The organism is Metabacillus niabensis (assembly GCF_902829255.1).
GTDB lineage: Bacteria > Bacillota > Bacilli > Bacillales > Bacillaceae > Metabacillus > Metabacillus niabensis.
Genome location: NZ_CADEPK010000033.1, coordinates 13,686 through 25,945, shown reverse-complemented (window position 1 = coordinate 25,945; position 12,260 = coordinate 13,686). Strand labels below are relative to the sequence as shown.

Below are 12,260 nucleotides of genomic sequence, written 5' to 3'. Positions count from 1 at the left end.
TTTAATTAAGAAAAGAGAAAAGAAAGAGCTTATTATTTAACAAAAGTAATCCGTTCAATAAAAAGAAGAAAGAAGGTAAGTTTCGGATGAGTAAGTTAATAGAGTTTGAAACACATCGTTTAGGATTGAACTGCGGTTCGGCACCTATCCGAGATATGCTTGAATATAATGGCTTTATGTTTACGGAGCCTATGTGTTTTGGCTTAGGCAGTGGCTTGCATTTCGTTTACCATCATGGCGGAGAAGAGGTTGTTGATAGACAATATCGTGCACCGCTAACGGTAATTACAGGACGAACGGAAACTCCTTTTGTTGAGCTATGCAGTGTTCTAGGTATTAAGATTACCTTGAAAAGAACACATGATAAAGAGATTGCTTGGAAAACTGTAAAGGAATTAATCGATCGTGATATACCTGTTGCATGTGATATTGATGTTTCAAAAATTCACGATACAAATCCGATTGCCGAGCAATTTGGCTATTCAATGGGAGGACATAAGGCAATATTAATTGGCTATAACGAGGAAAGAAATGAAGCGGTTATCGTTGAAAATGTTATCGAAGAGCCTGTAACAATTCCGTTAGATGCGTTTCATATGATTAGAGCCTCTGCCGATTTATATCCTTCTGAAAATGAATGGTTTTATATTGATCCACCGCAGCAAATTCAGGATATTTCTGTTGCGATTAAAATGGCTATTCGAAAGAATGTCCAATTAATGAAATATCCAGCGTTTTCCTTATATGGGACAGACAAGGAGTGGAGTGGGCTTCCAGGACTGCGCGTTTGGCATGAGGAAATTATGAAGTGGCCAAGTATTTTAGATAAAGATCGTTTAGAGCTTAGTATTTTCACAGCATTTATTCAAAATAGCATTTCAGGCGGCGGGTTATTTCGGAAAATGTATGCCCGATTTTTACGAGAAGCAGATGATCATTTAAATGAACCACAATTAGTACAAGCATCAAATATGTATCGCAAGCTTGCTAAAAAGTGGGATGCTCTTATCGATATGATGATGAACGGCTATCATGCGAAGGAATACAGTGTCTTTTCCTCATTAGAATTCAAATTGTTAACAGATGAGATTTTAATAATGGAAAATGAAGCGATTCAGCTATTAGATGAGGTATCGAAAAAGTGGTTTTCATAACAAATGATCGAGTTCATCATGAAAAAGGCTGTCATCCACAGCTAAGTCTATTAAAGACATTATTCCTATTTCAGCAACAGCAGTTTGGCAAGCTGACTAAGCTATCAATTTCCGAAGCTTTTCTATTTAGCATCTCATCTGGACCTGGATTTATATATAAGTCAGCAGGGGAGGATAGGATTGTAGTTGCAACCCACTCTTTAAATAGTTTACAAGATTTAGCGACGAGTACGGGTACGTGGATTAACCGTCGATTCTCAGCGACAGGAGAGCAGGCGCTGATTGAAATGGCAGACTATTTATCTGTTTGGAAAGCACCGGTTTTAGTAACTGTACCGCAAAGCCTTTTCCCGAGCAGTTATCGTTTTACAGAGGAGATATTTTATGAAGATATTGAGCCTGTTACGAAATGCTTGGTGACTCATATCAATGAGAGCGGCGTAGAATGTAGGATTCATAGTGAAAACGAAGCTATTGTCGTGGACAGGAACAAATTTCTTGAAGCAATAACCAGGTATCGTAATCGTTGGGTTGATCTCATTTTTCCGAGTAAAGATATCTCGCTTAACTGGATTTATAAGCATTCATTAAGCAGGCAAATTCATCGTGTTGAGGCAGGGTGGCAATCCTTTGGTACGCCAAAGCAAAATATGGAACAGTTCTTTCACGATTTTGCTAAAGATCCAAACGCTAAATCGTGGCACGATGTATTTTCCTATGCAAGCTCTTTAGCTGATGACTTTGGACGAGCATGGTATGCAGCCTTTTTAAGGGAGGCTAGTAATCAGCTTGAAAGCCGAGCTATTGAAGAAGCAGCTTCTATATATGAAAGGCTATCCCTTCAGTGGAGGCTTTGCCTAAATGAGATGAGAAAGGGTCGATTTCCTCAAGAAGTGACGGAACAGATTTTATCATTAGAAGAGGAAGTGACCATGCTGCTAAAAGAGAGCATGAAAAGAAAGGAGGAAGAGCAGCTTGTCTACAACATATCCTCCTCCGTATAAGCATGATAGAGGCATACATTGTATAACAACGGCAATGACCAATATTCTTCATCATAAAGGCATTGAGATTTCCGAAGAGCTTTGCTTCGGTATTGGGAGCGGACTCGGCTTTACGTACACAAGAGGCAGGAAATTAGAGCAATTTCTTGTTTTTGGCCGCAGTGATGACCTTGAGCTTAACCTTTGTGAAATGTTAGGGATTTCCGCAAGACTTTGTCAGCATCCTAATAGCGATGTTGCCTTAGATAAGGTGTTGAAGCGTTTTTCGGAAAATCAACCAGTGATTGTTGATTTAGATATTAGTAAGCTACCATATTTAACTCAAGCATTAATGTGGCCTGAGACATCGTCACACGGCGGGCATAAAGCGGTATTTGGCGGGTATGATCAAGCATCGGATGAAATTATCCTATACGAGTATTTATGGGTCGAGCCAAAGCGGATGAAAAGGGAAGCATTTTATCAAGCTTGGAACTCATTTAATGGGCTAGCACCTGCGTGTAATTTATGGTATGAATTTGAGTTTCCTATATCCATTTTTCCACTTGAAGAAGCGATTAAAAAGGGTATAGAAATGAATGTCTTTCGCATGCTTTCGCCATGGAACAAATTTCACGGTGTATCTGGATTAAAAGCATTTTTAAGAGAATCGCCAAATTGGCACTATCTTTTTAATGAGGAAGCAAGAGTAAAGCTGGCATATGCTTCCTATATTTCGTTAGAGATCGGTGGGACAGGGAAAGGTGCCTTCCGGAAAATGTTTAGTCGGTTTCTTAAGAAGGCTGCATATTTGCTCCATGATGATAGGCTTAACTTGCTATCAAAGGAGTATTTAGTTTTAGCATCACTGTGGTCAGAGCTAGCGAATTTATTACATGAGGGTAGTCACGATCCAATAAAAGGGCTATTCTCAGGGAATGAGGCAAACGAAAGATTAACGAACGAAATTTATGAGAAGGAAATTCGGGCAATAACAAGATTAAAAGAGATAACGGATATGTGGAGATAAGGAGCTTGAAAATCGATGGTGATGTTAAGTGTAAAAAATATCTCTAAGGCCTATGCGTCGAAACAAGTTGTTGATCATGTTTCATTCGATATTAAAAAGGGTGAGATTTTTGGTTTTTTAGGGCCAAATGGTGCGGGGAAATCAACAACGATCGAAATCATTGCTGGTCTTAAAAAAAAGACTGGTGGCGTCGTGACGATTAACGGGAAAGAAATGACGGACAAGGATCGCTACAATTATTTAGGAGTCCAGCTACAGCAAGCAGAGCTGTACGGGAATTTAACTGTAAAGGAAACGCTGAATTTATTTTTATCATTTCATAATCGAAAGGCATTTATTGATGAGCATATCCACTTAACAAAATTGGAGGCTTTTTTAAATCAAAAGGTAAAAAGTCTATCAGGGGGACAAAAACAACGTTTGTCACTAAGCCTTTCATTAGCAAACGACCCCGAGATTTTAATTTTGGATGAACCAACCGTAGGCTTAGATCCTCAATCAAGACGATTATTATGGGATATTATTCTCAGTTTAAAGCAAAAGGGAAAAACGATTTTGTTAACGACTCATTTCATGGATGAAGCACAAAGATTATGTGATCGCGTGGCGATTATGAATGAAGGAAAGCTTCTTTTTGTTGATACAGTTGATCATTTATTAAACCAGATTGATAAACGATTTTCGATCGTTATTGAAACAACTCCTGATATTTATCCATTTCTGAATGTTGAACATTTAAGTGCAATCATTGTTAGGGATGATGAAAAGGTCGTGATTAAGACGGATGAAATCGATGAAGCATTTCAAAAAGTGATGAAGCAAATTGAGGAAAACGAGCTTGAACTGAAATCAATCGTCATAAAAGAAGCAAATTTAGAGGATCTTTTCATCCAATTAACAGGTAAGGAGTTAAGAGAATGAAAAGTGTATTTGCACTTACTAAAGCGTATATTTCGTTACTAGTTAAGGATAAAATGACATTATTTTGGTTTCTCGCATTTCCACTTTTATTCGTCCTGCTGTTTGGCTATGTTGTGCCTAACGTTGGAAACCAACACGATATGGTGATTTTAGCCGAGGGAGAAAATTCAAAGCTGTTAACGGATCAACTTATGACCTTTCCGCGAACAATGATCGATGAGGATATGACGCTCAATGAAGGGAAGACGGAGCTAGAAAATGGCAATATCTCAATATTGGTATCTATCACAGAGGAAAGAGTCGATTTTCATTATTTGAAAGAGGAAGAAAAATGGGTGAAAAACATTCAACAAGCAATTACGCCAAATATCGGCGAGCGAATAATGGATTCTGTTACATATGAGGGAGTCCATAAAATAGAGCCAATCGATTTTATTATGCCCGGGATGATCGGTTTGACGATTATGCAAATTGGTCTATTCGGTGGTACTTCATTGCTGGAGGATCGGAGTAAGCAAATTTTGCGAAGGCTTAAAATTAGTGGAATTAAGCCGTGGCAAGTCATTTTAAGCCATATTTTAAGTCGATTAGTCATGGTGCTTTTCTCAACTCTAGTTCTAATCGTATTTGGAAGGGTTATTTTAGGTGTCCCGTTACAATTTGAGTTTTGGTATACCCAGTTTCTATTCATTATATTAGGTGGGTTTGTTTTTTTAAGCTTAGGCTTGCTTATTGCGAGTGTTTTAAAATCTCCTGAGGCAGGAAACATCCTTTCGCAATCAGTGAATTTTTTAATGGCATTTATATGTGGAATCTTTATCCCGTTAACAATTTTGCCTGAGACTGTTCAAAGCATCGTTTCCTTTTTACCTTTAACACCGTTAGTTGAAATGCTCCGCAGCCTATTTTTAGGAGCTGCCATCGAGCCAGTTACTTTGATGATGTCTAGCTTAATTTTGCTGTTTTGGGGTTTTGCGAGCTTTATATTGGGTAGTTTACTCTTCAAATGGGAGTGATTTCGTTGTTAAGCATTGTGATTCCAACGTATAACCAGAGAGAAAGATTAGAGGAAACGCTAGGTGCATTAGCTAAGCAATCATGCTTAAGAGACACAACTGTTTATGTTGTGAATGATGGTTCTACAGATGGGACAAGGTTATTTTTGGAGCAGCTTGACTATGACTGGTTGAAGGTTATTCACCAAGCAAATAGGGGAAGAAGTGCTGCGAGAAATACAGGGATGCAGCAGGCTCGTTCAAAATATGTGCTCTTTTTAGATGATGATATGGTCGTCCTTCCTCGTTTTATCGAGCACCATTTAGCTGCACAGCAGGAGCAAGAAGGTATTTATATAGGTGAAATCTTAAATATTTCTAGTGATAAAGTAGAGAGATTTATTGCAGAAAAGCATGCTGGTGCTGACTTTGCTACATTAGCGAATCTCCAGGAGGAGGACTTGCTCGTTAATCTCGGACGATATTTTTATGAATGGAGCAACAAGCAAGCTGCATTGTCTTGGGTATGTATGGTTGCAGCGAATGTTTCCTTTCCGATTTCAATGTTTAAACAAGTGAATGGCTTTGATGAACGGTTTAAAGGCTGGGGTGTCGAGGATCATGAGCTCGCGTTTCGGTTTCATCAAGCAGGTGGTAAATTCCGCTATTTAGATGAAGCGAAAGCCTTTCATCTTGATCACCGAAAGCAAATTAATCGTCCCCAACTACTTGAAAATGTTTTGTATTTTTATAAAAAATCAGCATTTGAACGGGAAGTTAAAGCTTATGTTGATTATGTAACAGGGAAAATTTCAATGTCTGATTTATACCGGATTGTCATGAAACAAGAGCCAACATGTACTGAACAAGAGATTTATTTTCGCCCAAATGCCCATTTAACGAAAAAGGAAAGTAAGGAAGTTGTCTATGCAACGAATTCTTGAAGCGTTTAGTGATACACATAAACGGCCACAGCTGATGAAAATCACAACAGGGAAGCGGGTGCTAGTTCTGGCCCCACATCCAGATGATGAGATTATTGGACCAGGTGGAACGATCGTAAAGCATATTGAAGTTGGAAATCCGGTGCATATCGTCTTTATAACTGACGGAAGTAAAGGGAGATCAAGGGAGCAAACGATCGAGGAAATTGTTGAGATTAGAATGATGGAGGCAGCTACAGTTTGCGAGCAGCTAGGAGCTACCTATTCTTTTCTTGGCTGTAAGGATGGAGATTATATACCAGAAGAAACGAAACGTCGTCAATTAATAGACATAATGGAAGAATTTCAGCCAACAGATGTCTTTATTCCTCATTCCCATGACACCCATCGCGATCATTTTATGACGAATCTATTGTTTTTTGCCTGTATAAAAGAAAATGGCAATGCCGAACGAATGATTTGGGAATATGAGGTGTGGGCACCATTACGACCAAATACGGTTGTAAATATAACGAAGCAGTTTCATAGAAAACAAGAATTGCTATCATTTTATGAATCGCAATTAAAGCTAATCTCCTATCAGGAAATTATGGCAGGATTAAATATGTACCGAGTTTCTTCAATCCCGATTCGTGGGATTACCCATATGGAAGCCTTTCACCGTTCAGATGAGCAAAGATATGTGGAAAAACTAACAAGGCAAATCACTAATGAACAAATCGAGGTTTAGTATAAAGGAGAGTTACTGTGGATATTAAAGAGATCATGACCAAGCTGAATCATCGTTATCCGTTTTTACTTGTTGATCGGATCGTCGAAAGAGAGCCTGATAAATGGATAAAGGGCTATAAAAACATTACGTTTAATGAGCCTTATTTTAACGGTCACTTTCCTGAAAATCCAATATTTCCAGGGGTATTAATTATTGAATCGATGGCGCAAATTGGTGGACTGATGTTTTCCGAAAAGGAAAAGGGCTTCTTAGTAGGAGTTGATAAGACAAAATTTATCCATTTTGTAAGACCAGGGGATCAGCTTGTTACAGAGGCGACAAAAATAAAAGAATTTGGTCAATATGCAAAGGTTGAAGTTAAAGGAAGCGTTGATGGCAAAGTAGTTGCAAAGGCAGAGGTAACCTATTACTTCGAAAATGTGGAGGAGTAATATGATTCAAGGAATTGGGCTCGATATCGTTGAAACTTCACGAATCGAAAGGCTGCTTGAAAGGTATCATCATCAATTTATTAAGCTGATTCTCACAGAAAAGGAAACAGCTATTTTCTCACACATTAAAAATCAGCAAAGAAGGGTAGAGTGGCTAGCTGGGAGATTTTCTGCAAAAGAGGCGATCAGTAAAGCGATTGGCACCGGGATACAAAAAAGGTTAACGTTAAAGGATATTGAGGTAATCCCGATGGAAAACGGCCAGCCACGTGCTTTCATCTATGGAAAATATCATGAGAAAATTCATCTTTCCATTACCCATACGAAAGCTTTAGCAGCAACCTATTGCATATTAGAGAGGGAATAAGTATAGTGAAAGGCTGTTTTAAAGGGGTCTGACCCTTAGAAACAGCCTTTTCATTAGCAGTTTAAGATTTTGATAGCTTCCATGCAGGAATAAGAGAATGAAACCGGAAAAGTCTGCTTGCGACAACATGAATGACGACATAAATCAATAATGTTAGAGCATAGGTGATGAACCATTGCATGAAAGACTCGTTTAAGAATAGGAACAATAGGCCCATTCCTACAGGGAAAGGGGTTAAAATGATTAGCCACATAGGTGAATTAAGCTTTTCAACGACGGCTCCTAAAGTGACGACACACGCCCCGATGATAATCGCATGCCAAATTGATAATCCTTTTGTTAAAAAGATATCGCCTAAAAAATATGAAAGACTTGTAAGCAATACTGCAGTAATAAAACTACTATAATACTTCAATCTTTAGTTTCACTCCCTATTAAATGTAATCCATCTATCTATATCATACCATTGTCATTTTATGATATGAATGGAAAAACAGTTATAATTTTCAACTTTTTCTTTCTAAAGTGTCAGGGTGGACAACTTATTAGATAAGAAGGTATGCTTATTTTATGTTAGAGATGATGAAAGGCTTACATAAAATTGTGAAAAATATCACAAATTTAATGATAAAAAGATTTTATACTATATGTATGTGATAACGGGTTTTTTAAGAAGTCTCCTTTTCTAAACAATTGTTGTTTTAAGAGAGTAAGTCGAGATGCGTAGGATATGGCTGCACAAGGAATCACCAATACGACTACTAATCAAAGGCAACAAGCTTACGAAAGAGCTTAAAGAATGAACATTTGTTATGAAATGGCTAAATTAGAGGTGTATGCTATGAAAACAGTCTTAGTAATAGGTGGAGGTATAACTGGCTTATCAGCGATGTATGAGCTGCAAAAGTGGAAAACGGAAAATGAATCAGATGTTCAATTGGTTTTAGTGGAAGCAGCAGACCATCTTGGTGGGAAAATTAGCACCGAGAAGAAAGGCGAGTTTATTATGGAAACGGGAGCAGATTCAATTGTATCTCGGAAGGTGAATGATTCTTTTTTAGATGAACTTGGCTTGCAAAATGAGATTGTATACAATGCAACAGGAAGCTCGTTCATCTTTACTGATGGTGAGATCAAACCGATTCCGTCTGATTCTGTTTTTGGGATACCGGCAAGTATTGAATCACTTGCTTCTAGTACGTTAGTATCTGCAAAGGGAAAGGTAGAAGCTTTAAAGGACTTTTATACGAAAAATGAGTCATTTACAGAAAATGATTCAATCGGTGATTTTCTTGAATATTTTCTTGGACATGAGATAGTCGAAAAGCAAATTGCTCCTGTACTATCTGGTGTCTACTCAGGGTCCTTACATGATTTAACGATTGCTTCCACCCTTCCGTATATTTTGCAGTATAAAAACAATTATGGAAGTATTATAAAAGGGTTTGAAGCAAATAAGGAAAAATTTCAAAGCAATGGGGAAAAGAAATTTCTATCCTTCAAGGATGGCTTAAGCACATTAATTGATACAATGGAGACTAAGCTTGTTGATGTTGATGTGCATACAAGCTGGCAGGCAAAGAGCTTGGAGAAAATCAATGATCGCTATAAAATTGTATCTTCACAGGGAAAAGTCATTGAGGCAGATTACGTCGTGCTAAGCATTCCTCACCATGCTGCAGAGCAACTGTTAAATGATAAGCAATTAACAGAGCATTTTGCTAACTTGAAAACAAGCTCACTAATTAGTGTATACCTTGGATTTCAGCTGCCTGATAGCCTGCTTCCTAAAGAGGGAACTGGGTTTATTACGGCTAATGACAGTGAATTATCCTGCAATGCTTGTACATGGACAAGTAAAAAATGGTCACATACATCGAAAAATCATCATTTACTTGTAAGGCTCTTTTATAAAAGCAGTCATCGCTCCTTTGCTGCTATTCAGAAGATGAGTGAGCAAGAGCTAGTTGAAGTAGCACTTGCTGATGTGAAAAAAGCAATGCAGTTAACAGCCGATCCTGTTGAAAGCATTGTAACGAATTGGTCTAATAATATGCCGACTTATCAAATTACACATCCTCAAACAGTTCAAGCGTTGGAGCAAAAGTTAAGCGAAGCATATTCTGGGCTAATGCTAGCAGGCTGTTCCTATTATGGAGTCGGCATCCCAGACTGTATTGAAAATGGTGTTCAAACTGCCAATAGAATCATTGAACGATTATAATTTGTTATAAAAAAGTAAAGCTATTTGGTATGGGGAGACCTATGCTCAAATAGTTTTTTTATATTTATGAATACTATTGCTTCCTTGCGTAAATGCCTAAAGCAGAAATCTACAATCAGGTCTAACGGAGGGTTACAGAAAAAAGGTGTGAAGTTCCGAAAATGAAGTATATATGGTAAAATAATAACTTCATATAGATATTTCTATAATGTCGAGAATACAATTAGAGATAAGAGGTGTTGCGAATGAAAATTATTGAAGCGATTATTAATGGAACAAACACGTTATTATGGTCATATGTTTTAATAATTATGTTAATCGGTATCGGTCTTTATTTTACGTTTCGTACTAAATTTGTCCAGTTTCGGATGATTCCGGAAATGTTTCGCTTGTTAGGCGAAGGGGTAAACGCTGATAAAAAGGGAATATCATCGTTTCAGGCATTTTGTATTAGTACTGCCTCACGTGTAGGGACAGGAAATCTTGCCGGTGTTGCAATTGCAATTACGACAGGTGGTCCTGGGGCTGTGTTTTGGATGTGGTTGATCGCCTTAATAGGATCAGCCTCTGCATTTATTGAAAGCACATTGGCACAAATTTACAAGGTTAAAGATGGAGATACGTTCCGTGGTGGACCAGCCTATTATATGGAAAGAGCGTTGAATGCACGGTGGATGGGTATTGTTTTTGCGGTATTAATTTCCTTAACTTTTGGTTTAGCATTTAATTCTGTTCAAGCGAATACAATTACGAGTGCATTAAATGAGTCATTTGGGATAAATAAAGTTTTAATTGCTGTTGTCCTTTCAGTTATTACAGCAATTATCATTTTCGGGGGATTAAAAAGCGTTGCAAAGGTTTCTGAAGTGATTGTACCTGTCATGGCTGGCGGTTATATTATCATTGCCCTCTTTATTATGATTGTAAATATTACAGAGCTTCCAAGTGTTATAGCTCTTATTTTTAAGAGTGCATTTGGTCTAAGTGAAGTTGCTGGAGGAGCTTTAGGGGCAGCGATGATGAATGGGATTAAACGCGGCTTATTTTCAAATGAAGCTGGAATGGGTAGTGCGCCAAATGCAGCTGCAACAGCAGATGTTACACACCCCGTTAAACAAGGCTTAATCCAATCATTTGGTGTTTTTGTTGATACGTTATTAATTTGTAGCTCAACAGCATTTATCATTTTGTTTTCAGGACTATACACGTCAAAGGAAAGCGATGGAATTGTCTTGACACAAAATGCATTAGATCAATTATTAGGTTCATGGGGCGGCATTTTCTTAGCGATCATCGTCCTATTGTTCTGCTTTAGTTCTGTCGTTGGAAACTATTACTATGGTGAAACAAATATTGATTTTATTAGTACTAATAAACTTTGGTTGAATATTTATCGAATTGCCGTCGTTGCAATGGTTGCATTCGGCTCACTTGCTTCTTTAAGCTTTGTTTGGAGCCTAGCTGATTTAATGATGGGACTAATGGCAATTATTAATATGATTGCGATTGTGCTATTAGGCCATATTGCGATAAAAGCGCTAAACGATTATATCAAGCAAAAAAAGAACGGAAAGAATCCAGTATTCCATGTATCAAATATTAAAGGCTTAAAAAATGTTGAAGCATGGGGCAGCTTGTCAGATAAAGAAAATCTTGATAGCAAATAAATTTTTTATGAAAAATTCCTTAGCTCTTATATGGGCTAAGGTTTTTTATTTAATCAGATGCTCATATCTTCTCCTTATATATAAGGAGTCTTAATAGTTATAAATGATAGGGATTTGTATTTTGTAATAGCTACTAAAATGAAGACAATCTTGATGAGGAGCTAAAAGTAAGGTGTTAATCTAGATTTATCCATTAACTGCAGCTTTATTGTAATAACCGATAAGCTGTGTTTCAAGAATAAGCTTGTCCAATTCCTCGCTATATTTTATCGTTTCTGGATTTGTAAACCCCTTTGTTTCTGCGGTGACAACCATCAATTTACGAACGAGATTAATTTTATATGATAAATCAGAGTTAATATTTGTATTCATTTTTTAATTCTCCTGTAAAAGATATTAACTAATATTTATATTATTAATGATTTTATTAATTTTTGAAATGGTTTCGACAATTGTTCTATGCAATAGACAAAAAAATAATTTTTCCTACATATTTCCACATATGGACTAATTTTTCCTTCTTTTGCACATATTAAGTTTTGAGAAAATCGTACTGAAATTTATAAAAGTAGGATGATGAGGTTGAGAGTATTCATTTTTATACTGCTGTTTTTGTGTACATCAACACTTACTTCAGTCGGAGATACCTATATCTATAAAAGTTACTTATTAAAAGAATACATTCATTTACTTTCAATTGATAAAGGGACAAATGAATGGATGGTAACATCATTTTTACTATTCGGCTTGCTATTTGCAGTTGTTGCAGATGTAAAGGAAAAGATTAAAAAGAATAGGAAACAATCGTAAG

14 protein-coding genes are annotated in these 12,260 nt (G+C 37.1%); 12 read left to right on the top strand and 2 right to left on the bottom strand.

The features are described 5' to 3' along the window. The first annotated feature begins 86 nt into the window (after positions 1-86). Genes HU235_RS06080 through acpS form a run of 9 tightly spaced genes read left to right on the top strand, consistent with a single transcriptional unit; the run spans position 87 to position 7,558 of the window. Complete coding sequence (locus HU235_RS06080) at positions 87-1,154, top strand: BtrH N-terminal domain-containing protein (RefSeq protein WP_174879622.1); 1,068 nt, start codon at positions 87-89, stop codon at positions 1,152-1,154. Then, the gene (locus tag HU235_RS06075) at positions 1,142-2,158 is read left to right on the top strand and encodes a hypothetical protein (RefSeq protein ID WP_095300457.1); all 1,017 of its coding nucleotides are present in this window, start codon (positions 1,142-1,144) and stop codon (positions 2,156-2,158) included. Before HU235_RS06080 ends, HU235_RS06075 begins: the two co-directional genes overlap by 13 nt. After that, on the top strand, positions 2,130-3,167 hold the full coding sequence (locus tag HU235_RS06070) for a BtrH N-terminal domain-containing protein (RefSeq protein ID WP_095300459.1): 1,038 nt from the start codon (positions 2,130-2,132) through the stop codon (positions 3,165-3,167). The genes HU235_RS06075 and HU235_RS06070 overlap by 29 nt, the downstream gene beginning before the upstream one ends. Before the next feature lie 15 nt (positions 3,168-3,182). Next, on the top strand, positions 3,183-4,088 hold the full coding sequence (locus HU235_RS06065; protein ID WP_174879621.1) for an ABC transporter ATP-binding protein: 906 nt from the start codon (positions 3,183-3,185) through the stop codon (positions 4,086-4,088). Further along, the gene (locus HU235_RS06060; RefSeq protein WP_174879620.1) at positions 4,085-5,104 is read left to right on the top strand and encodes an ABC transporter permease; all 1,020 of its coding nucleotides are present in this window, start codon (positions 4,085-4,087) and stop codon (positions 5,102-5,104) included. Before HU235_RS06065 ends, HU235_RS06060 begins: the two co-directional genes overlap by 4 nt. Before the next feature lie 5 nt (positions 5,105-5,109). Continuing rightward, a complete protein-coding gene (locus tag HU235_RS06055) occupies positions 5,110-6,027 on the top strand; it encodes a glycosyltransferase family 2 protein (protein WP_170944344.1) in 918 nt (305 codons plus the stop codon). Continuing rightward, positions 6,011-6,757, top strand: a complete 747-nt coding sequence (locus HU235_RS06050; protein ID WP_145581093.1) for a PIG-L deacetylase family protein — start codon at positions 6,011-6,013, stop codon at positions 6,755-6,757. The genes HU235_RS06055 and HU235_RS06050 overlap by 17 nt, the downstream gene beginning before the upstream one ends. Before the next feature lie 17 nt (positions 6,758-6,774). Further along, positions 6,775-7,191, top strand: coding sequence for a 3-hydroxyacyl-ACP dehydratase FabZ (fabZ, locus tag HU235_RS06045; RefSeq protein ID WP_233452144.1), 417 nt, complete (start codon positions 6,775-6,777; stop codon positions 7,189-7,191). Position 7,192: 1 nt separating this feature from the next. Then, entirely contained in the window at positions 7,193-7,558 is a 366-nt protein-coding gene (acpS, locus tag HU235_RS06040; RefSeq protein ID WP_095300468.1) for a holo-ACP synthase, read from the top strand. Between the two features lie 61 nt (positions 7,559-7,619). Here the strand turns inward: acpS and HU235_RS06035 are convergent, their stop codons facing one another. Continuing rightward, a complete protein-coding gene (locus HU235_RS06035) occupies positions 7,620-7,973 on the bottom strand; it encodes a hypothetical protein (protein ID WP_095300470.1) in 354 nt (117 codons plus the stop codon). 426 nt (positions 7,974-8,399) lie between these two features. On the opposite strand from HU235_RS06035, the gene hemG reads away from it, so the two are divergent. After that, positions 8,400-9,782, top strand: a complete 1,383-nt coding sequence (gene hemG, locus HU235_RS06030; protein WP_174879619.1) for a protoporphyrinogen oxidase — start codon at positions 8,400-8,402, stop codon at positions 9,780-9,782. A gap of 245 nt (positions 9,783-10,027) precedes the next feature. Then, on the top strand, positions 10,028-11,449 hold the full coding sequence (locus tag HU235_RS06025) for an alanine/glycine:cation symporter family protein (protein ID WP_174879618.1): 1,422 nt from the start codon (positions 10,028-10,030) through the stop codon (positions 11,447-11,449). 186 nt (positions 11,450-11,635) lie between these two features. On the opposite strand, the gene HU235_RS06020 is transcribed toward HU235_RS06025, so the two are convergent. After that, positions 11,636-11,821: an aspartyl-phosphate phosphatase Spo0E family protein gene (locus tag HU235_RS06020; RefSeq protein ID WP_095300477.1), complete on the bottom strand. Its 186-nt coding sequence runs from the start codon at positions 11,819-11,821 to the stop codon at positions 11,636-11,638. A 210-nt stretch (positions 11,822-12,031) separates the two neighbouring features. Between HU235_RS06020 and HU235_RS06015 the strand changes: the two genes are divergently transcribed. Beyond that, entirely contained in the window at positions 12,032-12,259 is a 228-nt protein-coding gene (locus HU235_RS06015) for a hypothetical protein (protein ID WP_174879617.1), read from the top strand. The last annotated feature ends 1 nt before the right edge of the window (position 12,260 follow it).

Coding starts and splice junctions, on each gene's coding strand:
- HU235_RS06080 (WP_174879622.1), top strand. CDS start 87: ATGAGTAAGTTAATAGAGTTTGAAACACATCGTTTAGGATTGAACTGC.
- HU235_RS06065 (WP_174879621.1), top strand. CDS start 3,183: ATGGTGATGTTAAGTGTAAAAAATATCTCTAAGGCCTATGCGTCGAAA.
- HU235_RS06060 (WP_174879620.1), top strand. CDS start 4,085: ATGAAAAGTGTATTTGCACTTACTAAAGCGTATATTTCGTTACTAGTT.
- HU235_RS06050 (WP_145581093.1), top strand. CDS start 6,011: ATGCAACGAATTCTTGAAGCGTTTAGTGATACACATAAACGGCCACAG.
- acpS (WP_095300468.1), top strand. CDS start 7,193: ATGATTCAAGGAATTGGGCTCGATATCGTTGAAACTTCACGAATCGAA.
- hemG (WP_174879619.1), top strand. CDS start 8,400: ATGAAAACAGTCTTAGTAATAGGTGGAGGTATAACTGGCTTATCAGCG.
- HU235_RS06025 (WP_174879618.1), top strand. CDS start 10,028: ATGAAAATTATTGAAGCGATTATTAATGGAACAAACACGTTATTATGG.
- HU235_RS06020 (WP_095300477.1), bottom strand. CDS start 11,821: ATGAATACAAATATTAACTCTGATTTATCATATAAAATTAATCTCGTT.